This is a genomic window from Agriterribacter sp. (assembly GCF_035445465.1).
Taxonomy (GTDB): domain Bacteria; phylum Bacteroidota; class Bacteroidia; order Chitinophagales; family Chitinophagaceae; genus Agriterribacter.
The window spans coordinates 47,999-74,098 of the sequence record NZ_DAOMQT010000022.1; the positions used below are offsets into that span (position 1 = coordinate 47,999).

A 26,100-nucleotide genomic window follows, 5' to 3' on the forward strand; every position below is an offset into this window, starting at 1 on the left:
TATACCCTATACCTTATACCCTATACCTTATACCCTATACCTTATACCCTATACCCTATACCTTATACCCTATACCCTATACCCTATACCTTATACCCCACACCTACTTAAACAAATTATACCGCATCCCCAAAAATACCCTTATGCCCTGCAACGGCGCATAATTATAAGCGGGATCGAATGTATAGCCATAGGGGTTAGTTACGGGATCGTTCACGTATTTATTAAAAGGATCAAATGGCCGCATGATGGGGTCCTTCGGTAAAAAATTAAAAAGATTTTTTACACCGCCGTACAGTTCCATGCCCTTTTCCAGCTTTTTGGAAAGCTGCAGGTTGGCTATACAAAACCAGGGTGAGTATTCCGGACGGTAATCATTGGGTAAAACGGGCAGCCGCATTGGCCCATCCCATTTACCTGTAAAATCAATGGCAAACCCGTAAGGCAAAGCATAGCTTACTACAAAATTCCCCGACCATTCCGGCGCATTAAGCTGGATGTTCTTACGTGGCATGTTCAACCTGTCTTCTATTGAATATACATTCATGTAGGTTACACCGGCTAATATTTTTAAAGGAAAGGTAAAGCTGAAATCTGCGTTCAGCGCAATGCCCCGCGATATCGCATGGCCATCGAGGTTATCATAAATGATCTTACCCGGGTCTGTATCAAAATCGCCTGTGATCTTGTTGGTGAAATAAGAATAAAACCCCGTAATATCCAGCCCTGCAAAGGCATCCTGCATGGGAATCTTTAATACATAGTTGAGATTGCCATTGTACGACCTTTCGGGCTCAAGCGCTTCGGTGATCACTACTTCCCTTGCACCCGTTAAAGCTGCATGATCTTCCGTAAACAGGTTAACTACCCTGTAGCCCGTGCCAAAGCTGGCCCTGATGGTATTGCGGCTGTTGGGGGCAAACTTATACGCTATCCGCGGCGAGTGCACATTACCGTGATATGTATTGTAATCGTAGCGGTACCCTGCCAGCAGCGTGCTTTTTTCATTTATCATCCACTCGTCCTGCACAAAAACACCCGGTAGCGGTGTACGCGCAGCGGCATTCTTTACCCCATCGGCTGAAGCCGTAGCAGGTGTATTGTCATCATAAAAAGTATAACGGTAAGAACCGCCCAGCAAAAAATCATGCCTGCTCCCCCACTGCTTGTCCCAGTACATCTGCCCAAACAGCACCTGCTGTTCGGCCAGGTAAGGCGTAACGCCATACCACGAATCCTGCTGATGCCTGTTGTAGGAAAACTGCGTCATTATTTTTTCTTTTACCGGCAACTGGTACATGCCTATAACTTCCCACCGTTTCGTGTATATGCTTTCACCATAGATACTATCGCTGCCCCGCCAGGTTTTGTTCCACTCCATTTGACCACCCCAGCGGTTTTCCGAAACATACCGTAAAGCCAGGCTTGCCAAACGATTGTCTTTTCTTTCCACATTCCATTTATTAAAAACCGAAACCCGGTCCTGCAGGGTCAGATCCGTAAAGCCGTCTTTATTTTTATCTGCCGGATGCTGGTAGTTAAAATAATTGATGCCCAGCAACCCGGTAACTTTTTCCATTTTAAATTTTACTGAGGCATCAGCGCTGTATTCGCCCCAGGAAGTAGCAAATATATCGGCACTGATAACAGGTGCTTTAAGTGGATTTTTGGTAATTACATTAATGATACCGCCCATGGCTTCCGAACCATATAAAGAAGAGCCCGGGCCTTTAACTACTTCAATGCGTTCTACAATGCTATTGGGTATACCATTTAAGCCATACACCGTTGATAAAGCGCTTACAATAGGCATACCGTCAATCAGGATCATGGTATAAGGACCTTCCATGCCATTGATATGTATATCGCCCGTATTACAAACATTACAGTTGAGCTGCGGCTTCACCCCGTTTACCATACCAATGGCTTCAAACAGGCTGGGCGTTGGATTCTTTTGAAAGAGCTTAGGTGTGATCACTTCAACAGGAACAGGGCTTTGCATACGGCTCACCTCTTTCATAGTTCCTGTAACTACAATTTCCGACAGGTCGGCTGCAACAGGCTGCAATTCGATGGTAAGCAATACATCCATATCGCTTTGGAGGCTGATCTCCCGCGTAATGGTTACAAAATCCACAACAGATACCTGTATCGTAACGGCTTTTTGCTGAATACCGGCTATACTAAAATAGCCTGATGAATCGGTAACTGTACCCAGGTGGCTTTGCAGCACACGCACCGTTGCTCCGCTTACCGGTTTACCGGCTGCCATTACCCTGCCCTTTACGATTACCTCCTGCCGGGCAATAAGCGCAGTTGAATAAAGAAAAAAACCTATAAGCAAAAGCATACATTTCATACCAACTCATTGATTTCAATAGTAAAAATAATAAGTTAGATTAAACTAACAAAATTATTCTGCATATTTATTTCTTCCTGTACGTTTAAGCTACAATACCTGCACAGGGTTCATAGCAATTCGGAGCACCGGGTTTATTGTTATTTCTTTTTACTATTCAAGTAAAGAAGGGAATCTTTTATCTTTACCGGATGGTTTCACTTACAGAAGAAAATTACCTGAAAACGCTTTACCGGCTTGCACAGGAAAACCAGGAAATTTCGGTTAAAAACATCGCCGAAAGCCTGAACATTAAAATGCCTACGGTAAACAGTATGGTAAAAAAGCTGGCTGAAAAGAAATTTATAAAGTATGAAAAATACAAGGCCATAGAGCTCACGGAAAAAGGCAGGAAGCAGGCTTTGTATATTTTACGCAAGCACCGTTTAACAGAACTTTTCCTGTCGGAAGTAATGAGTCTTGGCTGGGAAGAAGTGCACGATATTGCTGAACAGATCGAACATATTCAGTCCGACAGGTTTTTTGACCGCATAGACGAAATGCTCGGACATCCTCAATTTGATCCGCATGGTGAGCCTATCCCCGATGCCAATGGCAAGCTGCCGGTATACCAGTCCTTTCCGCTGTCGGATGGACATCTCAGCACTACCTACAAGTTAGCGGGTGTGGCCAACCATGACGCTGCTTTTTTGCAATTCCTCGATTCCATAGGGCTTACCCTGGGCTCCTCCATTGAAATAAAGGAAGTACAGTCATTCGATAAATCAATGGTTGTGAAGATCAATAATAAAACCAAAACCATTTTCAGTTTTATGGTATGCAGGAATTTAATGGTAGTGTAAGATGAAGCCCGAATGTTTAAAATACGAAATCCGAAGGAATACAAAATATCAAGAACCAAATAAAATTCAAACGCCAAATTCAAATCCGAAGTAGCAAATCTGAAATCCGAAGGAGAAGAGAAAGCTGAGAGTGAAAGAATGGGTGTTCATTCTGTCGTTAGTAGTTATTCTCCTGATACCTATTTGTTGATCGCTCCATTTTCAAATGCCACATTTCCACATCTCCACATCTCTCACATTAACTCATTCCTTTTATTTCAAGTAATTTTGAGCGCACATTCATTTGCCACAACATATGTTAAAGCTACCCATATATTTAGATAACAATGCAACAACACCGGTTGATCCGCAGGTGCTGCAGGCTATGCTTCCTTACTTTACGGAGCACTTTGGCAATGCCGCCAGCCGCAGTCATAGTTTTGGGTGGACAGCCGGGGAAGCGGTAACACAGGCGAGGGAACAGGTGGCGCAACTGATCAATGCGGATCCTTCTGAAATTGTTTTTACTTCCGGGGCTACTGAAGCGATCAACTTGGCCATGAAAGGTGTTTATGAAATGTATTCCACAAAAGGCAATCATATCATAACCTGCGTTACCGAGCATAAAGCGGTGCTGGATACCTGTAAGCATTTGGAAAAGCTGGGCGCAGAGGTAACTTACCTGCAGGTGAACCGTGAAGGAATAATGGACCTGGATTTGCTGAAGGCTGCCATCCGGCCAAATACGATCCTCATAAGCATCATGGCGGCCAACAATGAAACGGGTGTGCTACAACCGGTGAAGGAAATAGGCGCTATCGCTAAAACGTATGGTATTATTTTTTTTACAGATGCCACACAGGCTGTGGGAAAAATACCTGTTGATGTAATAGACGACAATATAGACATGCTCTGCCTGTCTGCACATAAAATATATGGTCCCAAAGGTGCAGGTGCTTTATATGTGCGCAGAAAGGATCCGCGGGTCCGGCTGGTAGCGCAGATAGATGGCGGCGGTCATGAAAAAGGTATGCGCAGCGGAACACTGAATGTGCCCGGTATAGTGGCATTAGGCAAATGCTGCGCGTTATGCATACAGCAAATGGAGGAAGAAGCGCATCGTATTGGTGCGCTGAGAGACCAGCTTGAAAAAGGGTTGACACAAATGAAGAACGTTACTGTAAATGGTAGCATCATTCATCGCCTGCCTAATGTAACCAACCTGGCTTTTGCCGGTATGCCCGGTGATAAACTGCTTACCTCAATCAATCGTACCATCGCCGTATCTTCCGGCTCCGCCTGCACTTCTGCTAACCCGGAGCCATCGCATGTGTTAAAGGCAATGAAGCTGGATGATGAGCTGGCTAAAAGTTCCATCCGTTTTGGATTGGGAAGATTTACCACGCGGGAGGAAATTGAGTATGCTATTGATGCAGCCTGGGAAACTCTTTTTCCAGCGCCAGGTACAGGGAGCGGAAAATAGCGAACTGCCGCATATAGGTTGTATGTTTTTCCTTGTTGGGATAAAAAGTTTTTCCTTTATTTAATGATGAAGATAAGGGTATAAAGCTTTTTGAAGCGCCGGTGGCATACCATCCAAGCAGCGCTGCCCCGGTAGCCGATGCGTCTGCCTGGTTGCTGATCACCACTTCTTTATTAAAAATGTCGGACACCATCTGAACCCAGGGGGCAGACTGTACAAATCCACCGCTCGCATATATCGTTTTAACAGGATCATGATCTTTCGTGAGCTCACAAAAAACATCATACAATGCATAGTTAATGCCTTCTAATGTGGCCCGCACAAAATGGGGCTGGCAATGCAAATTATTCATGCCAAAAAAAACACCCCTTGCTGCCGCATCCCAAATGGGTGCACGTTCTCCCTGCAGGTAAGGTAAGAAGAGCAGTCCGTTTGCCCCGGCATCCACGGTATGGGCCTGGTCTACCAGTAACGCATAGTCGCTTTCGGATGACAATTTTTGGTTCATGAAATTTCCGGCGAACCAGCTCAGCACATTTCCCCCGTTGTTTACCGCACCTCCTTTTATAAACACATCCTCAAGCAGCGGGTAGCAAAATAATGTGGGTTCCTTATTCAGCGCCGGTGCCGGAATAGTGGTGCGTACTGCCCCGCTGGTACCGATAGTTAATGCGGCTTCATCTGCACTAAAAACGCCGCTGCCCGTATTGGCCAAACAACCATCGCTTGAACCAATTATAAAAGGTATGTTTTCTATCCCGAAATATTTCCTGTACGATCCGGTGAGCTGTGTTTCGGTGTGTGTTACAGGCACTATCCGCGACAGTTGCTCTTCACGTATGCCCGCAGCCTGCAATGCAGCTCCGCTCCATTGTAAACGGTGTATATCCTGCATGCCTGTGGCGCCGGCAATGGAATGATCAATGATATATTTTTCAAACCACTGAAAGAAAAAATATTCCTTCAATGAAATGAATTTATGCGCCCGGTTAAATATGCCGGGCTCATTTTCCTTTATCCACATTATTTTACATAAGGGTAAGGCAGGATGCAGCGGCACGCCGGTTTGCCGGTACAGCTTTTCAGCCATACCATTTTCTTTCAGGCGGTTGCATTGGCGCATACTTCTTGTGTCGCCCCATAATATGGCGTTGGTTAATGGCTTATTATGATCATCTATGGCTATAATGCTGTGCATGGCAGTACTAAAGCAAATACCTGTAACAGGCTTCCCCTCTAATTGCGATAGCACTTTTTTCAGCAGGCTGTTAACAGATTGTAAAATCAGTTCCGGATCCTGTTCCATTTTTTCTGAAGAGGGTTGGATGGTAGTGCAGGAAGCCGTTTCAGATAGTAATACTTCCTTATCATTTTTAAAAGCAATAACCTTTATATTTGAGGTTCCGATATCCGCACCAATTATAATTGACATAGGTAATTGAGTTAAGGTAAAATTAAGTTGTCTGGCCTTTATCGCATTAAATACAGGCAATGATACTTTATGTAAAACAAAAAAAGCGATTTTCATTTTAGATAAAATGGTACATTTAGGATTCACTTTTAAAGAACTTTTTTAATTCAGATTATTGTATGGGAGATTTTCAGATTAAGACCAACCCCAAAAATTATGATGTGGTTATTGTAGGTTCCGGTGCGGGTGGAGGTATGGCTGCTTATATTTTGGCCAACGCAGGCGTTAAAGTTTGCCTGTTAGAAGCAGGGGCCTTATTCGATCCTAAAAAAAATGTTACCCAGTTTAAATGGCCCTACGAATCGCCACGCCGCGGTTCCAGCACAAAATACCGCCCGTTTGGCGATTTTGATGCCTGCTATGGCGGATGGGACATTGACGGAGAACCCTATACCAAAGCATCCGGAACGGAATGGGACTGGTTCAGGGCGCGTATGATGGGCGGGCGCACCAATCACTGGGGAAGGATATCGCTGCGTTTTGGTCCTAAAGATTTTAAAAGAAGAAGCATTGACGGATTGGGAGAAGATTGGCCTATAGGCTATGAAGATATTAAGCCTTTTTATGACAGGGTAGATAAATTAATCGGTGTATTTGGTACCAATGAGGGATTGGAGAATGATCCTGACGGGTTTTTCCTGCCACCTCCCAAGCCCAGGCTGCATGAGCTTTTTATAAAAAATGCCGCTGTTAGTTCAGGAGTGCCGGTAATACCCGGACGGCTTTCCATGCTTACTAAAACCGTTAATAATGAAAGGGGCGTATGCGTATATTGCGGGCAGTGCGGAAGGTCGTGCCAGTTTTATGCCGATTTTTCTTCAGGCTCCGTGCTGGTAAACCCCGCGCTTGCCACAGGTAATGTAGATGTTATTGCCAATGCCATGGCAAGAGAAGTTATTACCAACGACCAGGGATTAGCTACCGGCATATCTTATGTAAATAAAGAGGATATGAATGAATACCAGGTAAATGGCAAAGTAGTGATACTGGCTGCCAGTGCCTGCGAAACATCGAGGCTGATGCTCAATTCCAAATCTGCGCGTCATCCCAACGGACTGGCTAACTCCAGCGATGTGGTGGGAAGGTACCTGCATGACTCTACCGGCGCCGCTTTGGGGGGATATCTTCCCAAACTCTTTGGCAGAAAACGTTACAACGAAGATGGCGTAGGCGGTATGCATGTGTATTCACCCTGGTGGGGAGACAATAAAAAATTAGATTTCCCGCGCGGTTATCATATTGAATACTGGGGCGGTATGGGCATGCCTTCCTATGGCTTTGGATTTGGTATTGAAAGTCAGAACGGCGCATACGAAGTAAACGGAAAGAAAAAAGAAGCCGGAGGCTACGGCGCCTCTCTGAAAGAAGATCAGCGGTTTTTTTATGGCGCAGGCGTTGGTATGGCCGGTCGCGGCGAAGCCGTGGCAAGGCGCGACAACTATTGCGAGATAGATCCTTCGGTAGTAGATAAATATGGCATCCCTGTATTACGGTTCAATGTAAAATGGAGCGATTATGAAGTGAAGCAGGCGAAGCATATGAAAGAAACCTTTAAGGAGATCATGCACAAAATGGGCGCTGTAATTACCTGGGGTGGAAATGATGGACCGGAAAATAAATACGGGCTCGAATCGCCCGGTAAGATCATTCATGAAGGCGGCACGGCAAGAATGGGCAGCGACCCTAAAACCTCGGCGCTCAATAAATGGAACCAGGCGCACGATTGCAAAAACCTGTTCGTTGTAGACGGCGCAGCCTTCACATCGCAGGCGGATAAGAACATCACATGGACGATCCTTGCATTATCCATGCGGGCATCCGAATACATTATTGATGAATTAAAGAAACAGAATCTCTGATTGCTGTAAACATGTAAAACTATTATTCGAAAAATCTTTCAGCTATGGACAGAAGAAAATCATTAAAAATAATTGGGTTAGGCTCCCTGTCTGCCACTGTTTTATTTGATGCCTGCAAATTACCCGATAAGAAAAAGGCGGATAATGCCGCCACTTTAGCAGACTCCGGCAACACGCCCGATGCGGGGCCCGACAGGCAGCCCGAAGAAATAGCGCATTACAACAACGTAGTGTCTGCTAAGTTCTTCACCGAACATGAAATGGCAACCATTGCCATACTGGCGGATATCATCATTCCCAAAGATGAAGTAAGCGGCAGCGCTACCGATGCAGGTGTTCCCGATTTTATAGAATTTATTGTAAAAGATATGCCCGGTCACCAGGTGCCCATGCGCGGCGGACTGCGCTGGATAGACAGGCAGTGCTATCAGCGTTTCCAGAAAAACTTTAAGGATAGCGACCAGGCGCAGCGTATGCAGGTAGTGGATGATATTGCCTGGCCAAAAAAAGCGAAGCCGGAAATGTCGCAGGGTGTTTCTTTTTTTACACTGATGCGTAATCTTACCTGTACCGGTTTTTATACTTCTAAAATAGGCATTGAAGATATAGGATATCAGGGTAACCAGCCCAATCAGTGGAATGGCGTGCCCGATGATGTGCTGAAGCAGTATGGGCTGGCTTATACCGAAAAAGAATTGAAGGAGTGCATAAGTTTCATTTAATTTGCTTTCATCAAAAGTCTTTCCTTATGAATAAACATTTACTTGTAGCATGTGTAGTGTGCGGGATATTACTAACGGGATGCAGTAAACGATATAACCCCGCCAGCACCCCTTTCGCCATTTACCATCCCATATCAGAAGAAAGCGTTCGTAAGCTGGAGAAGGGGGTAACCACTCCGGGCGAAACAGTGCGGCTTTTCGGAGAGCCTACTAAAAAAAACATAAGCGACAAAGGCGAACGGTATGTATATGGCTATCTGGGTGATACCTTAACCATAACTTTCGACAGCAACCAAACGGCAGGCAGCTTTTTATACCGGCCTGCCATATTTGAACCCGTTGAAGGCAATACAGATTATAACAATAAAAAGATCAATACCGGTAAGTTAAAAAAAATACAGGTATATAATACCACGCGGTACGATTTGGAGCGCTGGTTCAGAAAACCCAGTAAAAAAGAGCAGAACAGCGACCGGTACCGGTATACGTTTATCCGTAAAAACGGAACCTTAGTGGTGTATACGCTCGCTAACTATGAAGAACGGGTACTCAGCTACACTTTTACGCCAGCCCCATAAAATGTGTTTGATATTTCAAATCAGAAATCAAAAAATCAGCAATCATATATGAAGGCATACCTTTTATTCTTTCTTTCTCTTTGTGCCACACCTGTATTATATTCCCAGCAACCCGGAAAAGTAATTGAGGAAGCTTCCGTTTCCAGTACTATTTTGGGCAGGGATGTTAGCTATACGGTATACCTGCCTGCTGATTATGAGCATTCGCAAAGAACTTACCCTGTAGTATACCTGCTGCACGGATATACCGACGACAATACCGGGTGGCTGCAGTTTGGCGAAATAAACCGTTATGCCGATAAGGCTATTGCCGAAGGAACGATACCACCTATGATCATTATTATGCCCGATGCAGATTCGAGCTGGTATATTAATGCGTATGATGGGAAAGAAAAGTACGAAGACTTCTTTATTCAGGAATTTATTCCCGCCATTGAAAAAACCTACCGCATAAAATCACAAAAGAAATACCGCGCTGTTGCCGGGCTTTCCATGGGCGGCTACGGATCGCTGCTATATGCTTTAAAATATCCCGAATATTTTGTGGCCACAGCACCTTTAAGCGCCGCGGTTTTCAGCGACGATGAAATGATAAACATGCCTGATGCGCAATGGGATCGTACGTTTGGACAATTGTATGGGCGCGGTTTGAAAGGGAAGGCAAGATTAAGCAAAGCATGGTACGACAATTCGGCGTTATCCATTATTGAAAAAAAGTCGGGGGCAGAACTCAATAAAGTACGCTACTGGATAGATTGCGGCGATGATGATTTTCTGGCTAAAGGAAATGCTTTATTGCATATTGCCCTGCGTTCCAAATTAGTAGCGCATGAATACCGCGTACGCGATGGCGCGCATAGCTGGACCTACTGGCGCACCGGCATTACCGATGCGCTGGCTTTCATAGGCGACAGCTTCCGGCAGAAATAGAGATTGCAGGGGTTCCCGGGCTATTTATTTCATTGCTTTGAGCATTCTTTCCGTGCTTTGTGATTATACAATTAACGATTCCCGAACATTGTATGCGCTATATTTGAAGCATGGCCTGGTATATATCACCATTAGTTTTTCTCTTTCTTATTTTCCGTTCATATAACGGCAGCAATGATTTCCTGAAAATACAAATGAGCGGTAGCGCCCAGGGTACTACATGGCATATTACTTATTATGCAAAGGACAGCATAGTGAGGAAAATACAGGTAGACAGCATTTTAACCCGTATAGACAGCTCCCTTTCCATATATAAACCCTTCTCGCTGATCAGCAGGTTTAACGCGTCGAAAAAAGGAATTGCTATTGATGAACATTTTGCCGCTGTGGTCAGTAAATCCATAGAAGCCTGGCAACAATCGGAAGGGCTGTTCGACATTACCGTACAACCATTGGTACAGGCCTGGGGCTTCAGCGCCAAACCTGTAAAAAAATATCCCGACTCTGCAAAGGTTCACGCGTTGCTTCAATGCATTGGAACGGATAAAATAAAATTAGAAGGCAACCGGCTCATCAAAACAAAATCCTGCATTACTATTGATGTTGACGGCATCGCACAGGGTTACAGCGTGGATGTTGTTGCGGATTTCCTGGAACAACAGCATATTACCGATTATATAGTGGAAATAGGCGGTGAGATCAGGGTTAAAGGCAGGAAGAAACCGGGCGGCGAAAAAATGAGCATCGGCATTGAAGCGCCTGGCGACTATGGATTTGAAGCTCCTGTAATACAAAAGATCATTACCATTAACGAAGGCGCGGTTACTACTTCCGGTAACTACCGGAAATTTCATGAAAGCAATGGGGAAAAATTCAGTCATACCATAGATACCCGCACAGGTTATCCCACCAGGAACAACCTGATCAGCGTTACTGTTTTCGCCAAAGATGCTATTACTGCGGATGCCTATGATAATGTACTGATGACAATGGGGCTCGAAAAAGCATTGATCTTTACGGAACAGAGAGAAGACCTTGCGGCATATTTTATTTACAAAACACCAGGCGGAGCTATTGCTGATACCGCCAGCAGCAGGTTTTACGGGCTTTTTGTGAGGGGGGAGGAGAAAGGTGAGAAGTGAGAAGTGAGTGTACTGTGGCTAATTGCTGATAGCTAACGGCTGCCAGTCTCCTTCGAATTTCGTCCCGCACATGCGGGATCCGGCTTGGAACCTGGAATTTATCCGCCCCGGCGGACAGGCCTGCCTGCCGGTAGGCAAGTTTGGTTCTTGCTTTTTGTGCTTTGGTGCTTTTTGCATCTTCAACACTTACTCTCCAGATCGTATCACTGGTATCGTCGGTAACCAGCAAAGAACCATCAGGCAGCATGGCCAGTCCTACCGGGCGGCCATGTACTTTTTTCCCCTCGGGCTCTATGATAAAGCCGGTAAGGAAATCTTCTTCCTTACCGGCTGGTTTTCCATTCTCAAAAGGTATAAAAATAACTTTGTAGCCCGCCAGTACCGACCGGTTCCAGGAACCATGCTGCGCAATAAAAGCACCGTTCCGGTATTTTGCGGGGAACTGTTTACCTGTATAAAAAAGCAGTCCGAGCGATGCGGTATGGGAACCTAAAGCCACATCCGGAACGATGCCTTTCTCAACCAGATCCGGCCGCTGGTCTTTCGCTTCAATGCGGGGATCGATATGTTGTCCGAAATAAGCATACGGCCAGCCGTAAAACCCACCGCTTTTTACACTTGTTATATAATCGGGTACCAGGTTGTCGCCCAATTCATCTCTTTCATTAACTGCAGTCCATAATGTTTGCGTACCCGGCGCCCAGTCCATGCCCACCGGGTTGCGCAGTCCGCTTGCATATACTTTAAGTCCTGACCCATCGGGATTAATTTCCCATATCCTCGCCTTATCTTTATCTTCCTCCAGTCCGTTTTCTGCTACATTGCTGCCGGAACCGATAGCAATATATATCTTGCTCCCTTTGCCGTTGGCAATAATATTCCTTGTCCAGTGCCTGTTGTTTTTTCCGGCAGGCAAATCAATGATCTTTTCCCCTGCGGCATTTATCTTTAGCTGTCCTTTTTCGTAGGGAAATTTCCACAACGCATCTGTATTGGCTACATACAATTTATTTTTCAGCAACAACATGCCAAAGGGTTGGTTCAGACCGCTTAGAAATACTTCCCTGACATCAGGTTTTCCATCTTTATCTGTATCCCTTAAAATGGTAATGCGGTTAGCGCTTTTTCGCATGTCGTTCGATTTACTGGCGCCAATAATTACTGCACCAGCCTTTTCAAGCAAACCATGCTCTGTATTGGATTCAGCCACCAGCACATCACCATTGGGCAATACATACATCCACCGTGGATTTTGCAGGCTTTCTGCATACCGGCTTACCGCAAATCCTTCCGGTGCTACGGGCATTTCTGTTTTATTCCATCCTACCACATTGCTGAAATGCATGACCGATTTGGTGGCGTATGGTTCAGGCAGTGAATCTACAGGTTTTACAGGCGTGGCTTCGTTTACAGCGATTTGTTGTTTAAGCGTGGTACAACCGCCAAGAAAAAAGATACAAAGGAGATAAGATTTTATACTTTTCATATCCATTCACATTATGCTTTGAGTACAATAATATATTATAAAAATTCATGCCTGTCTGAATTTGTCGGGAAATAAGCGTAAACAGCCATTGTGTAACCCATAAATGCATAAACAAATGATTCTCTGAATGCTTATGGGTAATATTCTGCGCAGCATGTGCATTTAATACCACAAAGAAGATATAAAGAAAGTGGAAAGATTAAATACAATATTATTTCTTTGCTGTTTTGCTCCCGGAGGCTTTCTTTTTCTTTGCAACGGTTTTAGTGGCAGATTTCTTTTTCGGTACTTTGGCGCCTTCTTCGCGGGCTTCCGAAAGTGCTATGGCAACAGCCTGTTTGGGATTGGTAACCTTTTTCCCACTTTTACCGCTTACTAATTTCCCCTCCTTCATTTCATGCATAGCGCTTGCTACTTTTTCCTGCGCTTTTTTGGAATACCTTGCCATAACTTCATTATTTAGTACTAATAAATAAGGTAATTATCGTGCCAGATCACATTTTCATTAAGGCAGGGTATAAACGCAAATAGATTTCAAAAGCCATGGGATATCTGCCATACAAATCATACAGCTTCTTATCCGTTTTATATACCGTGAACTGTGTGCCGCCGGCTACGATAAGTTTATTAATATTCAGCAAATCGTAATTAACACCGGCGGTAAAAGCATGCACCGGAAAAATGGCGTCATGCCCGTATATGGCGTCATCTAATACCAGTTCCTCAACTGACTTTTGCACATATTCATACCTCCCGTATAATGCCAGTTTACTTTTGCCCCATGACCCTTCTAACAAAAAAGCGCGCTCCGCATCATGGTTTTTACTTTTGTTTCTGCCCCAAACCGCAGTAGCATTCAACCACCCGTTCTGCGCTAACGGCAAACTGTATACGGCGGATGCGGTAGTTCTGTTAACATCTTTATTTATATGCAGGGGTTCCGGTTCGTTAACAAAAGCATGCGACACCTGCAGTGCCCAGTTACCGGAAGGGTTATACGATAGCCTGCCGCTCCAGCTATCGAACCGGGGCTTATCAAAATCATAGCGGTTTTCACCGGGCTCCCTTCCTGTAAAAGACGAACCTTCTATTTTAAATTCACCCAAACGCATACCAACAGTTGCCACACCAAAAGTAATATGCGTTGCATCTGTCCAGTGATGAGAAAGCGGAGCATCCGGATTATATAACGCAGATGGGCGATGCATGAAGGCAACGGGACCCAATGCCGGCTCACCCGGATAGCCTAAATAAGCGAATACATCGGCTTGTTGTGAAAGGGCATAGGTATAGCCCACAGACAATTCCGAAAACAGGTCGTGCGGATGCTGGCGGTCAACCAAAGGTTTTCCCTTATAACTTTCACCACTTTGAAATAATAAAGGATAACCCGATCCTCCGGCAATCAGCTCATCAAGGGAAAGCATGGCGCTGAAACGGAACAATCCTTTGTTACCCACTTTTCTTTGTCCCATGAACATCATCCAGTTGGGGGCGTCAAACTTACTGCCGCCTCTTGAACCGCTCTTGCTGATATCCTGGTTGTTATAACGCAAAAAAATATTACCATGCAGCATGTACATCCATTTGGGGGAATGATACATTACGCCATACATAGGCGATGCATCGGGCAGCCAGCCTGTACCTGAGCCATTGCGGCTCATGGGCAGGTTTAAAGAAAAAGCATGGCTCATATTACCCATATCATGCTGCATGTGATGCTGATGAGGCAGAATAGTATCGTTTGCCGTATGCATAATATCGGCGGCGGGCATATGGTGTTCATGCTGTGCGTTGGCGCCAGCTGAAGCGAGTAATCCTGCTAAAAAAAGAAGATTTTTCATACTCATTTTTTACAGCATATACATGGTACTGCGGATGCTGACTATATTTCACGCAAAATTCAATCCATAATATGGCGCCGCTGTTATATAATTATGGAAAGGATGTACATCATTCCGGCGATTGACGCATCCGGCAGGCGGGGAAAGATCAATGCACGATCAGCTCGCTTTTCAGTACAATATTTTCATACGGTAAAGCGCCTTCGGGTGATTTGGTATTGAGCAGCTTAAATAATAATTCCGTTGCCCTGCTGCCCTGCTCATAGGGAAATTGTTCTACAGAAGCTATAGGAGGGAAATCAAGATAACTGATGATGGGCCAGTTAGCGTAGCTTACCACGCTGATATCTTTATTGATCTTCAGCTTTTTCTTTTTAGCGTATTGAATCGTATCCAGCGCAACATTATCGTTAAAAGCCAGTATGGCCGTTGGCCGGTTTTTAAGTGACAATAATTTTTCTATTGCCCGCTCCGTACTTTCTTTGGAAAGGTCGGTAGTTGCGATCAATGATTCATTGACGGGTATTTTTTTCTTTTTATGCGCTTCGTAATATCCCTCCAGCCTTTCGTTCTTAATATTTAAAGATAACGGCCCCTGTATATAACCTACCCGCTGATGTCCCCTGCCGAACAAAAACGCTACAGCTTCAACTGTACTGTAATACAAGCTGCACCATACCGAATGAATATTGGGCACATTGGGTACGCGGTCAAAAAAAACAACAGGTATATTGTACTTGTCTAACTGCTCAAAATGTTCAATGCTGTTGGTTTGTTTTGAAATAGAAACCAGCACCCCGTCAACCCGGTGCTTACGCATGGTTTCCACGATCTGCTGCTCCCTGTCGAGCAGGTCGTGCGATTGCCCGATCAGCACATTGTAATTGCTTTTAAAGGCGGTATCCTCTACACCGCTTATAGCGGAAGAAAAATACTCCTCGCGCAGGTTGGGAAGGATAAGCCCGAGCGTGAACGTTTTGCCCTGCTTGAACTGAATAGCCGTTTGGTTAGGCTCATAATTTATTTCCTTTGCCAGCTTTTGCACCTGCATTTTAGTGCGCAGCCCTATGCTGGGGTGATCATGCAAAGCCCGTGAAACCGTTGAAACAGAAATGTTGAGCTTTTTTGCGATCTCTTTTATTGTAGGTACCTTTTTCTCCATACGGATAGCTAAGATAACAGCATATTTTTGGGTATCAAAAACAATCATGCAATCGTTTGCCCCGTTTCTTTTCCATTTATTCCTGTAGTTTTAACCTGGTTCAAATTTACAGTTATGAAAAAATGGTTAATGATATTGCCGGCAGCGTTCTGCACCTTCCTGCTCTTTGGGCAGGATAAAAGCTACAGCACGGAAGACAATCGTTATTTTACCGAAGCCGCAATCCGGCTTTCGCCACCTGATGAAAGCTGGCAAACGCTGCAACAGCCTGTAATGGTAAGTTTCGCCAACAGCAATACCAGGTATGCCAAAGAGAAAGTTCCGTTTACAGCCGTTCAGCAAAGCTGGAACGCTGCGGCATGGAAAGGAGAAAAAGTGCACACACAACTGCTGGTATGGACAAACGAGCCTGTAACGCAGTTAACTTATACACTTAGCAACCTGGTAAATGCAAAAAAGCAAACCATTCCGGCTCCGAATATCAAAGCCGGCTTTATCCGCTATGTAATTACAGATGAATTTGCCGGCGGCTGCGGTTACCGTAAACCTGCCGATTTCGATTCCTCGCTGGCGGCAGATGCCATAGATATCATATCTTCCATGCCGGTTGACGCCCGCACTGTTCAGCCCATATGGCTGAGCATTCACGTTCCGCAGAACGCCCGGCCCGGAAACTATAAAGGAAGCATTACGGTTAAAGCAGATAAAAGCTATACGTTATATTATACCGTTAAAGTAATTGACCGCGTATTACCAACACCGGATAAATGGACATTTGATCTTGATCTCTGGCAGCACCCGGCCGCAATTGCAAGAGTACACGATGTGCCCCTGTGGAGCGATAAACACTTTGATCTGATGAAGCCTTATTACACCTTATTAGCCGGTGCGGGTCAAAAAAATATTACGGCAAGCATTATGGACGAACCGTGGGGACATCAAACCTATGACGATTTTCCAGGCCTGATTAAATGGACAAAACACAAAGACGGTTCATGGGTATACGATTACAGCCTGTTTGATAAATATGTTGCTTTTGTGATGAGCTGCGGCATTAACAAACGCATCAACTGTTATACGATGGTGCCCTGGGCTTTGTCGTTCCGCTATTTTGATGAAGCAGCAGGTAAAGACACCATGCTTAAAGCACCTATTGGCTCGGTTGAATATACCGCGCACTGGACAAGCATGCTGAAGGATTTCACACAGCACTTAAAGCACAAAGGCTGGTTTGATATTACCACTATTGCTATGGATGAACGCCCCATGAAAGATATGCAGGTAGTGATCGCCTTGCTTAAAAGCATTGATCCGGGATGGAAGATCGCGCTTGCCGGCAACTATCATCCCGAAATAGAAAAAGACATATACGACTATTGCCTGGCCTCTAACCTGCAGTTTGATGAAGCCGTGCTGAAAGAACGCATAGCCGAGGGCAAGCCCAGCACGTATTACACCTGCTGCACCGAAAATTATCCCAACGGATTTACCTTCTCTCCTCCGGCCGAGCATGTATGGCTTGGCTGGTATGCGGCGGCAAAAGGTTTTACAGGTTACCTCCGCTGGGCTTATAACAGTTGGGTAGCAGATCCGCTCAGGGATTCGCGCTTCCGGAGCTGGCCCGCAGGCGATACGTACCAGGTGTACCCCGGTCCGCGTACCTCCGTACGTTTTGAAAAGCTCATTGAAGGCATCCAGGATTTTGAAAAGATAAAGCTGCTGCAAAAAGAATTTACCGTAAAAGGAAATACGCGGTCATTACAAAAATTAGATAACGTTTTACAACCTTTTGCCATTGAAAAACTAAAGACCATACCCGCGGAAGATATGGTGCGGCAGGCAAAGAAAATATTAAATGAATGATCACCGACTGCAAAATAGCCGGAATAAAAAACCATGCTACCATTAACCGGTAAATAGAAATAGCCTTATCTTTCAACCTGTATTTAATACTCATTTTCTTACTTCATAAGTGGAATCTCATGCACCGTTCGTTCCTGTTCCTTTTTACGCTTGCGGCAATATTGCCAGGCGTTTCCGGCCTTGCCCAAACAAGCGCGTCTTATTACAATGAACCCTACCGCCCGCAATTCCATTTTACCGCGGAAAAAAACTGGCTGAACGACCCGAACGGACTGGTATATTATAAAGGGGAATACCATCTTTTTTACCAGTATAACCCTTATGGCAAAGGCTGGGGCAATATGCACTGGGGGCATGCCGTAAGCAATGATATGCTGCACTGGAAACACCGGCCCTTAGCTGTTTACCCGTTAGAAGGAACACCCGGTAATTATACCTGTCCCGCGTTTTCGGGAAGCGCGGTGGTAGACTGGAATAATACTTCGGGCTTACAAAAAGGGAATGAAAAAACGATTGTACTTATCTATACCGCAATGCACTGCGGGCAGCGGCTGGTATACAGCAATGACGCCGGCAAAACCTGGCAAACCTATCCCAACCCGGTTATACCGGTTATGAAAAACGGAACGATGGATGAACGCGACCCTAAAGTTTTCTGGCATGAGCCGGCAAAAAAATGGGTAATGGTTTTATATATCGGTCCCGACAAAGATGAAAAGGGAAGAGGTATTGCCATATATAATTCAACCAACTTATTACAGTGGGAACAAAAAAGTTTTATTAAAGGAATGTATGAATGCCCCGACCTGTTTGAACTTGCCGTGGATGGTAATCCCGCAGAAAAAAAATGGGTGCTGCATGGAGCAGACGGTGGCTACTTTGTTGGCAGCTTTAACGGCAGCACCTTTACGCCTGAAACGGAAAAGATAAAGATGGATGTGGGTAATAATTTTTACGCCGCGCAATCTTACAGCGATATTCCGGCGGCAGACGGCAGGCGTATTCAAATTGCGTGGATGAATGGCGGCACGTATCCCGATGCACCGTTTAACCAGCAAATGGCTTTTCCCTGTGTGCTTACTTTAAAAAGATTTCCGGAAGGACTGCGTGTTTGCAGGAACCCGGTGGTGGAAATAGAAAATATTTACGGGGAGAAATTTTCAGTAACAAACAGGCAGGTGCAACCCGGCTCAAATATATTATCTGCCGTAAAAGGAGACGCGCTGGATATACAGGCCGTAATAGAACCCGGAACGGCAGCGGCATTTGGCTTTGTGATCCGCAAAGGCAATTCCGAAACAAGCGGTACTCCTGTGCGTTATGATGCACAAAACAAAAAGCTAAGCGTATTGGGAAAGACTGTTGACCTTGAACCGGTGAATGGAAAAATTGAATTACGTATACTGGCAGACAGGGCTTCCTTAGAAGTATTTGCCAATGGTGGCAAAATATCGTTATCCGGTTGCTTTATACCGGTATATACATTCAATGACCTGGAATTTTACAGCGAAGGAGGAAATGTAAAAGTGGAAAGCATGGAAGTATATAAGCTGAAATCTGCCTGGCAACAATAATAAGCATCACTAATATTTACCTGAATACGTAAACATGAAAAAGATTTTTTTTATTGTCTCCATTTGCGCCCTCTTTAGCATGTCCTGTAATACAGTTGCAAAGCAGGAAAAAGCGCCTGAAGCTATTGGCCCGGTTCCTACCGCGCAGCAGCTTGCCTGGCACGACCTGGAATTTTACTGGTTCATTCACTTTGGGCCCAATACGTTCACAAATAAGGAATGGGGGCATGGAGATGAGCCTGCAGATGCATTTAACCCTACCGCCCTCGACTGTAATCAATGGGCAACCATTGCCAAACAATCCGGCGCCAAAGGAATTATTTTAACTGCCAAGCACCACGATGGCTTTTGCTTATGGCCGAGCAAATATTCAAAACATACCGTACGCGAAAGCAAATGGGAGAATGGCAAAGGCGATGTGGTAAAGGCATTGTCGGAAGCCTGCAAAGCCAACGGCTTGTTATTTGGCATTTATCTTTCGCCCTGGGATCGTAACCACCCGGAATATGGCACGCCCGAATACAATGATGTGTATGTAAATACAATGGCTGAGGTAACAACGCAGTACGGTCCATTATTTGAGTTTTGGTGGGACGGCGCTAACGGCGAAGGCCCCAACGGCAAAAAACAGGTGTATGATTTTGCCCGGTTTGAAAAAGAAATCAAAAAGCTGGCGCCTGATGCGGTAGTGTTCAGTGACATTGGCCCCGATATTCGCTGGGTAGGTAATGAAAGCGGCATAGCGGGTAAAACCAACTGGAACCTTTTAGATACCGCGGGATTTACAAGAGGCGCCGGGGCTCCATCGCAGGACACCCTGAACCAGGGCAACGTGAATGGTAAAAACTGGATCCCCGCAGAATGTGATGTGAGTATCCGGCCGGGATGGTTCTATCACGCCGAAGAAGACGACAAAGTAAAAACGCCGGAGCAACTGTTTGACCTCTACCTCAAATCGGTTGGACGCGGCTCCTCTTTTTTATTGAATGTTCCGCCCGACAGAAGAGGGCTGATACATCCTAATGATTCAGCAGCGCTGGCAGGATTTAAAAAATACCGCGATGAAAGCTTTGCCGATAATCTTTTCAAAAATATAAGCGTCCGGTATACGAATGCCGCAGGTGAACCGGTTACCATACATTTTGACAATGGCTTTGCGAAGGATTATATTAATGCCGGAGGCGATAAAAATATTATTACCATTGATCCGGGCAAAGCAGAAACGATCAATTGTATTTTGCTGAAGGAATACATTGCATTAGGACAAAGTATAAAACAATTCAAATGCCTGCTGAAAAATGGAGAAGAAACGGTTAAAACCATTGAGGGCACAACCATCGGGCATAAGCGGCTGCTTACTTTTGATGCTACTGCCGTAACCTCGGTTGACATTGTAATTGAGGATACCAAAGGAAATGCATTGATAAGTGATATTGCCGCTTACCGGATACCCGGGCAGTTGGTAGAAAAGTGAGAGGTGAGACGTGAAAGATGTTGCAGGTTACAGGGCCCATGTTACAAGGAAATACCCCTGCACCTGTAACTTGAGACCTGGAACTCCTATAGCTACCCCGACAGTAGTATTAAGCACCATTGTTTAAAACAGCATTATGAATGATACCGCGGACAAAAAAAATCTTTCGTGGTTTAACCGGCTGCATATTGCTTATAAAATAATGATTTGCGCCGTTATAGCAACAGGTTTATCGTGGCTGATCCCTTTTCCGCATACGCATTTGGCCGCTTTGTCGCATATAATGCTGGGATGGGATGGTTTTTGTTTTCTACTGCTTTTGTTTTACTGGCACTCCTTTTTCACTACACCACAACTTCATATACGCAAACAGGCTGCTAAGGAGGACCCAAGCCGTACCGTTATTTTTTTCATCATTCTCATTTCAACTTTCGTGAGCATGCTGGCGGTTATACTATTGCTTACCACCAAAAAGCAGGAGCCGGTTGCAAAAGAGCTGCATTTACCCATTGCCATAACCGCAATGATTTTATCGTGGGCGCTGGTGCATACGGTTTTTGCCGTACGATATGCACATCTGTATTACAGCAATCATATATCGCATTCACAAACGCATGCCGGCGGAATGGATTTCCCGGAAGAAGACAAACCGGATTTTCTTGATTTCGCCTATTTTTCCTTTGTACTGGGTATGACTTTTCAGGTATCCGATGTTTCGGTAACATCCAAAAAAATAAGACGGTGGGCCCTGTGGCATGGGCTGATCGCATTTGGCTACAACACTGTTATAGTGGCGCTTACGATCAATATTATAGCAGGATTGGGCGAGTGAGTGCCCCGGGTTTGAGGTTTAATCGCCCTGTTTGCTTTAACCCCTTCGCCTCCCGGCAGTTAATATTGTGACAAGATTGGCAAGATCGCTGCTTGTTCCTGCATATATTTAACATATCTTCATATCATCCCGTAAAATAAAAACACAATTCAATTAATGTCCAAAGTATTATTCAACAACAAAAACGCCGTATTTTTCTCATCACTTAAAGCATCTGTAGACGATTATTTTAAACAAAGAAATCTAAGAAAAACAGGCAACTGGTTACTATATACTAAAACACTAACCCTCATACCTGCAGCCGTTGCCATATATATCGTTCTTCTTTTTGTTTCCATGCCCTTAATACTAACTATTGTTTTGGGCGGTGCATTAGGTTTTTTAATGGCCTGCATCGGGTTTAATGTAATGCACGATGCCAACCACGGAAGCTACTCCAGCAAAAAATGGGTAAACAGCACGCTCGGACTTTCCATCAATGCCCTTGGCGGAAATAATTTCATATGGAAACAAAAGCACAATATCATCCACCATACGTATACCAATGTGGACGGGGTAGATGATGATATCGCAAAAAGCCCTTTTATACGCATGTGCAGAACGCAGGTATGGAAGCCGATGCATAAAATCCAGCATCTGTACACCCCCCTGTTATACTCCATAAGCTCATTGATATGGATCCTTTTCCAGGATTTTGAAAAATATTTTAAAAGAAAAGTAAACAACAGTCCTTTAGGTAAAATGTCGGGAAACGATCATTTCGTTTTTTGGTTCAGCAAGCTGATGTATGTATTATTTTATATTGCTTTGCCTGTTCTTCTGATGGGCTGGCAGGGCTGGCTGGTATTTTTCTTAAGCATGCATATAGGTCTTGGATTTGTGCTCGCCATTGTATTCCAGTTAGCGCATGTGGTGGAAGAAACCGAATTTGAAGTGGCTGGCATTCATGAAACAAAAATGATAGAAAATGAATGGGCGGTGCACCAGGTAAAAACCACGGCCAACTTCTCTCCCGGTAATAAAATTGTTTCCTGGTTTGCCGGCGGGTTGAATTACCAGATAGAGCATCACCTGTTTCCCCGCATCAGCCATGTGCATTACCCGGCCTTAAGTAAAATTGTTGAAGAAAAATGTAAAGCTTTCAATTTACCTTATAACAGTATTCCTACTATGGGACGGGCTGTATATTCGCACTTTCGCTTTATCAGGGAATTGGGTCAAAAAGCGTAGCAGGTCTTCAGTTACCCAATACCGTAAGTGATATGCGTTTACTGCTTTTTTGCAAACCGCATCATCGGCACTTCATCCATCATAAACGTAAGGGTGCTATCCTGTACGGTATAAGCATTAATCTTTTTCAGTGTTTCTATGAATACCGGCTCCCCGCTGCCGGGGCAAAACATCTTTGTTAAAGCCATATGATCAGAGAAGCTTATGCTCCTGTTATCTGCCCTTAGTTTTCCGCTGAAAGCATTGCAGCTTGTATTTCCACCAAAACTGCTGTCGGAAGTACTAAAAGTGATCACCGGCTTCCTGTCGGGATATAATCCCTGGAAAGCGATCCGGGGACCCGATATGTATTCCAGTTCCCACGTGCCATTAAGTTTTTCAATACCGGAATTATCCGTTTGCCTGCTTTGGGTGTTATTTACATTAGCGCTTTTACAGGCGGCTAAGAGTATAAAAGAACCTAAAGCCAATATCATTACTTGTTTCATAAAACAATTTTTTTTGTCTGGTTATATACAAACAGCAGGAGCGTCATAAATATACGCTGTTCGTGGCTGAATATCAACAGTTCCTTCCTGAATACCACGTCACTTTCACAATTAACCTCAACACAATAATGCACAGTTTGATGCAAGTAACCGGTATAAAAAAAGGAAAGGACTCATCGTTTTTTCATATGGCAATAAAAGAAATTACCATTAAGCTTAAGTAATTAAACATTCATGCCGCTGATTACATAAAATCGTTATTTTTCAGGATGAATAAAATGCTTTCCTGCTTCAGTTTACTGCTGCTTCCTGCATTACTTTTGGCACAGCCGGCGCCGCAACACGATCTCCACTTTAAACAGCTTGCCACCGTTTGGGATGAAGCCATTCCGCTGGGCAATGCTACCGTTGGTGCGCTGGTATGGCAGAAAGGAGATCATTTGCGCTTTTCATTAGACAGGTCGGATATCTGGGACATGCGCCCCCTGAAAGGATTGCACCGGAAAGAGTTCAGCTACCAGTGGATAGAAGAGCAGGTAAATAAAAAAGATTATAAACCCGTACAGGAATATTTTGATGCGCCTTACGACAGGGAACCGGCGCCTTCCAAAATTCCGGCCGGCGCGCTGGAGTTCAATATACCGGCCGATAGAAAAGTAAAGTCTGTACGGCTGATACTGGCCAACGCGGTATGTGAAGTGCAATGGGAAAATGGCATGCTGTTACAAACTTTTGTGCATGCCAGCCAACCTGTTGGATGGTTCCGCTTCGAAAACGTTTCAGAAAATATACAGCCCCAGCTTATCGCCCCTCCTTACCAGTCTGATATAAAAGAAGGCGGCGAAGTAAATTCACTCGTAGGCGATGACCTCGCCCGGTTAGGATACCAGCAGGGCACCATGCAACAACAGGGTAACAGCATTACCTACAAACAGGAAGGATGGGGCGGTTTTGTATATCAGATCAGCGTACAATGGAAAAAAATAAATGCTGCTACTATTGAAGGCGTATGGAGTGTTTCGTCACAATACCCTGATACAAAAATAAATGCTGTTGCTCCGGCAGTAGTGAACAGTGCTGTACAAAGAGGAATGGTACAGGATTATGCAACCCATATGAGCTGGTGGAAAGACTTTTGGAGTAAATCTGCCATTCGTGTGCCCGATCTCCTGCTGGAAAAGCAATGGTATCTTGAACAGTATAAATTCGGATCAGCCGCAAGACGGGGAGCGCCACCTATCTCTTTACAGGCGGTGTGGACGGCGGATAACGGAAGAATACCACCATGGAAAGGCGATTTTCACCACGACCTGAATACCCAACTGAGCTACTGGCCCGCTTACAGTGCCAACCATATGGAGGAAGCTCTGGGCTACCTCGATCACTTAGATGAGAACAAAGCGAACTATAAGCGCTACACAAAATTATTTTTCGGTAAGGAAGGATTAGCGGTACCGGGCGTAACTACCTTAGATGGAACAGAAATGGGAGGCTGGACGCAATATTCGCTTTCGCCAACCGTATCTTCCTGGCTGGCACATCACTACTACCTGCAATGGAAGTATAGTATGGATAAATCATTTCTTAAGAACCGCGCTTACCCCTGGCTGAAAGAAACCTGCACATTCCTGGCAAGCATAACAGTTAAGGATGAAAAAGGATTAAGAAAACTGCCGCTCAGCTCCAGCCCGGAAATAAACGATAACCGCATGGAGGCCTGGTTTCATCAAAATACCAACTACGACCTGGCATTGATGAAGTTCAGTTTTACCGCAGCAGCAGAGATGGCGCGTGCCTTAGGACTACCGAATGAAGCGGCCCGCTGGGAAAAAACACTTTCCGAATTCGGAGACTATTCCATTACGGCCAATGATGAGCTGATGTTTGCTCCCACCCTGCCCTACAATGAATCGCACCGGCATTTTTCGCATCTTATGGCCATTCATCCTTTAGGTTTGATTAAATGGGAGGATGGTGAAAAAGCGCAATCTGTCATTAAAAATACAATAGCGCTGCTTGAAAAGATAGGGCCGGATTACTGGTGCGGATATTCTTACTCCTGGCTTGGAAATATAAAGGCAAGGGCTAAAGACGGGGAAGGCGCGGCAAATTCGTTACAGATCTTTGCTAAAGCATTTTGCCTCCCCAATAGCTTTCATGTAAATGGCGATCAAACCAAATCGGGCTATTCCAAATTCACCTACCGGCCTTTTACGCTGGAAGGCAATTTCGCTTTCGCTGCCGGGATGCAGGAAATGTTATTACAGAGCTATGCAGGATTTATTGAAATTATGCCCGCTGTTCCGGAGAGCTGGAAAGACATTTCCTTTCAGCAACTCAGGGCCGAAGGCGCTTTTTTAGTGGATGCCCGGAAGGAAAACGGAAAGATAAAGGAGATAAAGATCGTTGCGGAAAAAGGAGGACAAACGAAGCTGAAGCTCCCTTTCGAACAATGGAAGATCGTATCCGCCAAAGGCATAACTACAGGCAAAGCGGTTAATGGATTTATTGAGCTGACCTGTAAAGCAGGAGGAGTTATTGTTTTGAAGAATGATCAGGAATAAATATAAAGCACCAAATAACAAATAGCAAGAACCAAATAAAAATTCAAATACAAATCCGAAGATAAAAAATCCGAAATCCGAAGGGGCGGTCAGCACCCGATACAAGGAGGGTCAGACCGCATCCGGAGAGCAAAGCACCAAATCACAAATAGCAAGTTCCAAATTGTGCGTGCCTAAAATAGGTTGACATTTTTATAAATGTTCAAAAAGATCGAGCT

The 26,100-nt window shown here is 44.7% G+C and carries 20 protein-coding genes; 13 read left to right on the forward strand and 7 right to left on the reverse strand.

Annotated features, from left to right (window positions below; translation table 11 throughout):
* Positions 1 to 103 precede the first annotated feature (103 nt).
* Complete coding sequence (locus PLE34_RS12365; RefSeq protein ID WP_324557422.1) at positions 104 to 2,359, reverse strand: TonB-dependent receptor; 2,256 nt, start codon at positions 2,357 to 2,359, stop codon at positions 104 to 106.
* A 191-nt stretch (positions 2,360 to 2,550) separates the two neighbouring features.
* Here PLE34_RS12365 and PLE34_RS12370 point away from each other — a divergent pair, with 191 nt between their 5' ends.
* Together PLE34_RS12370 and PLE34_RS12375 are read left to right on the forward strand one after the other, a co-directional pair.
* A complete protein-coding gene (locus PLE34_RS12370) occupies positions 2,551 to 3,201 on the forward strand; it encodes a metal-dependent transcriptional regulator (protein WP_324557427.1) in 651 nt (216 codons plus the stop codon).
* Between the two features lie 295 nt (positions 3,202 to 3,496).
* Entirely contained in the window at positions 3,497 to 4,663 is a 1,167-nt protein-coding gene (locus PLE34_RS12375) for an IscS subfamily cysteine desulfurase (protein WP_324557429.1), read from the forward strand.
* Here PLE34_RS12375 and PLE34_RS12380 read toward each other — a convergent pair.
* Complete coding sequence (locus PLE34_RS12380) at positions 4,605 to 6,095, reverse strand: gluconokinase (protein WP_324557431.1); 1,491 nt, start codon at positions 6,093 to 6,095, stop codon at positions 4,605 to 4,607. The genes PLE34_RS12375 and PLE34_RS12380 overlap by 59 nt on opposite strands.
* A 158-nt stretch (positions 6,096 to 6,253) precedes the next feature.
* On the opposite strand from PLE34_RS12380, the gene PLE34_RS12385 reads away from it, so the two are divergent.
* The 5 genes from PLE34_RS12385 (at position 6,254) to PLE34_RS12405 (ending at position 11,365) form a co-directional block, all read left to right on the forward strand.
* Positions 6,254 to 7,993 (forward strand): GMC oxidoreductase, encoded by a 1,740-nt coding sequence (locus PLE34_RS12385; RefSeq protein ID WP_324557432.1) that lies wholly within the window; start codon positions 6,254 to 6,256, stop codon positions 7,991 to 7,993.
* A 44-nt stretch (positions 7,994 to 8,037) separates the two neighbouring features.
* Positions 8,038 to 8,715, forward strand: coding sequence for a gluconate 2-dehydrogenase subunit 3 family protein (locus PLE34_RS12390; protein WP_324557433.1), 678 nt, complete (start codon positions 8,038 to 8,040; stop codon positions 8,713 to 8,715).
* 26 nt (positions 8,716 to 8,741) lie between these two features.
* Positions 8,742 to 9,293 carry a hypothetical protein gene (locus PLE34_RS12395; protein ID WP_324557434.1) on the forward strand — a complete coding sequence of 184 codons (552 nt, stop codon included), beginning with the start codon at positions 8,742 to 8,744 and terminating at the stop codon, positions 9,291 to 9,293.
* Positions 9,294 to 9,341: 48 nt separating this feature from the next.
* Positions 9,342 to 10,223, forward strand: a complete 882-nt coding sequence (locus PLE34_RS12400) for an alpha/beta hydrolase (protein WP_324557436.1) — start codon at positions 9,342 to 9,344, stop codon at positions 10,221 to 10,223.
* Between the two features lie 110 nt (positions 10,224 to 10,333).
* Positions 10,334 to 11,365 (forward strand): FAD:protein FMN transferase, encoded by a 1,032-nt coding sequence (locus PLE34_RS12405; protein WP_324557438.1) that lies wholly within the window; start codon positions 10,334 to 10,336, stop codon positions 11,363 to 11,365.
* On the opposite strand, the gene PLE34_RS12410 is transcribed toward PLE34_RS12405, so the two are convergent.
* The 4 genes from PLE34_RS12410 to PLE34_RS12425 all read right to left on the reverse strand — a co-directional run bounded on the left by PLE34_RS12410 (position 11,295) and on the right by PLE34_RS12425 (position 15,857).
* Positions 11,295 to 12,851, reverse strand: a complete 1,557-nt coding sequence (locus PLE34_RS12410; RefSeq protein WP_324557439.1) for a PQQ-dependent sugar dehydrogenase — start codon at positions 12,849 to 12,851, stop codon at positions 11,295 to 11,297. The two genes, PLE34_RS12405 and PLE34_RS12410, sit on opposite strands and share 71 nt — an antisense overlap.
* Before the next feature lie 211 nt (positions 12,852 to 13,062).
* Entirely contained in the window at positions 13,063 to 13,299 is a 237-nt protein-coding gene (locus PLE34_RS12415; protein WP_324557441.1) for a DUF6496 domain-containing protein, read from the reverse strand.
* Between the two features lie 46 nt (positions 13,300 to 13,345).
* Positions 13,346 to 14,695, reverse strand: a complete 1,350-nt coding sequence (locus PLE34_RS12420) for a hypothetical protein (protein WP_324557444.1) — start codon at positions 14,693 to 14,695, stop codon at positions 13,346 to 13,348.
* A gap of 148 nt (positions 14,696 to 14,843) precedes the next feature.
* The gene (locus tag PLE34_RS12425; protein WP_324557447.1) at positions 14,844 to 15,857 is read right to left on the reverse strand and encodes a LacI family DNA-binding transcriptional regulator; all 1,014 of its coding nucleotides are present in this window, start codon (positions 15,855 to 15,857) and stop codon (positions 14,844 to 14,846) included.
* Between the two features lie 114 nt (positions 15,858 to 15,971).
* On the opposite strand from PLE34_RS12425, the gene PLE34_RS12430 reads away from it, so the two are divergent.
* The 5 genes from PLE34_RS12430 (at position 15,972) to PLE34_RS12450 (ending at position 22,830) form a co-directional block, all read left to right on the forward strand.
* Complete coding sequence (locus PLE34_RS12430; RefSeq protein WP_324557450.1) at positions 15,972 to 17,720, forward strand: DUF4091 domain-containing protein; 1,749 nt, start codon at positions 15,972 to 15,974, stop codon at positions 17,718 to 17,720.
* 119 nt (positions 17,721 to 17,839) lie between these two features.
* Entirely contained in the window at positions 17,840 to 19,294 is a 1,455-nt protein-coding gene (locus tag PLE34_RS12435; protein WP_324557452.1) for a glycoside hydrolase family 32 protein, read from the forward strand.
* Positions 19,295 to 19,328: 34 nt separating this feature from the next.
* On the forward strand, positions 19,329 to 20,768 hold the full coding sequence (locus PLE34_RS12440) for an alpha-L-fucosidase (RefSeq protein WP_324557453.1): 1,440 nt from the start codon (positions 19,329 to 19,331) through the stop codon (positions 20,766 to 20,768).
* Positions 20,769 to 20,904: 136 nt separating this feature from the next.
* Positions 20,905 to 21,600: a DUF1345 domain-containing protein gene (locus PLE34_RS12445; RefSeq protein WP_324557456.1), complete on the forward strand. Its 696-nt coding sequence runs from the start codon at positions 20,905 to 20,907 to the stop codon at positions 21,598 to 21,600.
* A gap of 156 nt (positions 21,601 to 21,756) precedes the next feature.
* Positions 21,757 to 22,830: a fatty acid desaturase family protein gene (locus PLE34_RS12450; RefSeq protein WP_324557458.1), complete on the forward strand. Its 1,074-nt coding sequence runs from the start codon at positions 21,757 to 21,759 to the stop codon at positions 22,828 to 22,830.
* Between the two features lie 38 nt (positions 22,831 to 22,868).
* On the opposite strand, the gene PLE34_RS12455 is transcribed toward PLE34_RS12450, so the two are convergent.
* Positions 22,869 to 23,318, reverse strand: coding sequence for an META domain-containing protein (locus PLE34_RS12455; protein WP_324557460.1), 450 nt, complete (start codon positions 23,316 to 23,318; stop codon positions 22,869 to 22,871).
* Positions 23,319 to 23,587: 269 nt separating this feature from the next.
* Here PLE34_RS12455 and PLE34_RS12460 point away from each other — a divergent pair, with 269 nt between their 5' ends.
* Entirely contained in the window at positions 23,588 to 25,882 is a 2,295-nt protein-coding gene (locus PLE34_RS12460; RefSeq protein ID WP_324557461.1) for a glycosyl hydrolase family 95 catalytic domain-containing protein, read from the forward strand.
* Positions 25,883 to 26,100 lie beyond the last annotated feature (218 nt).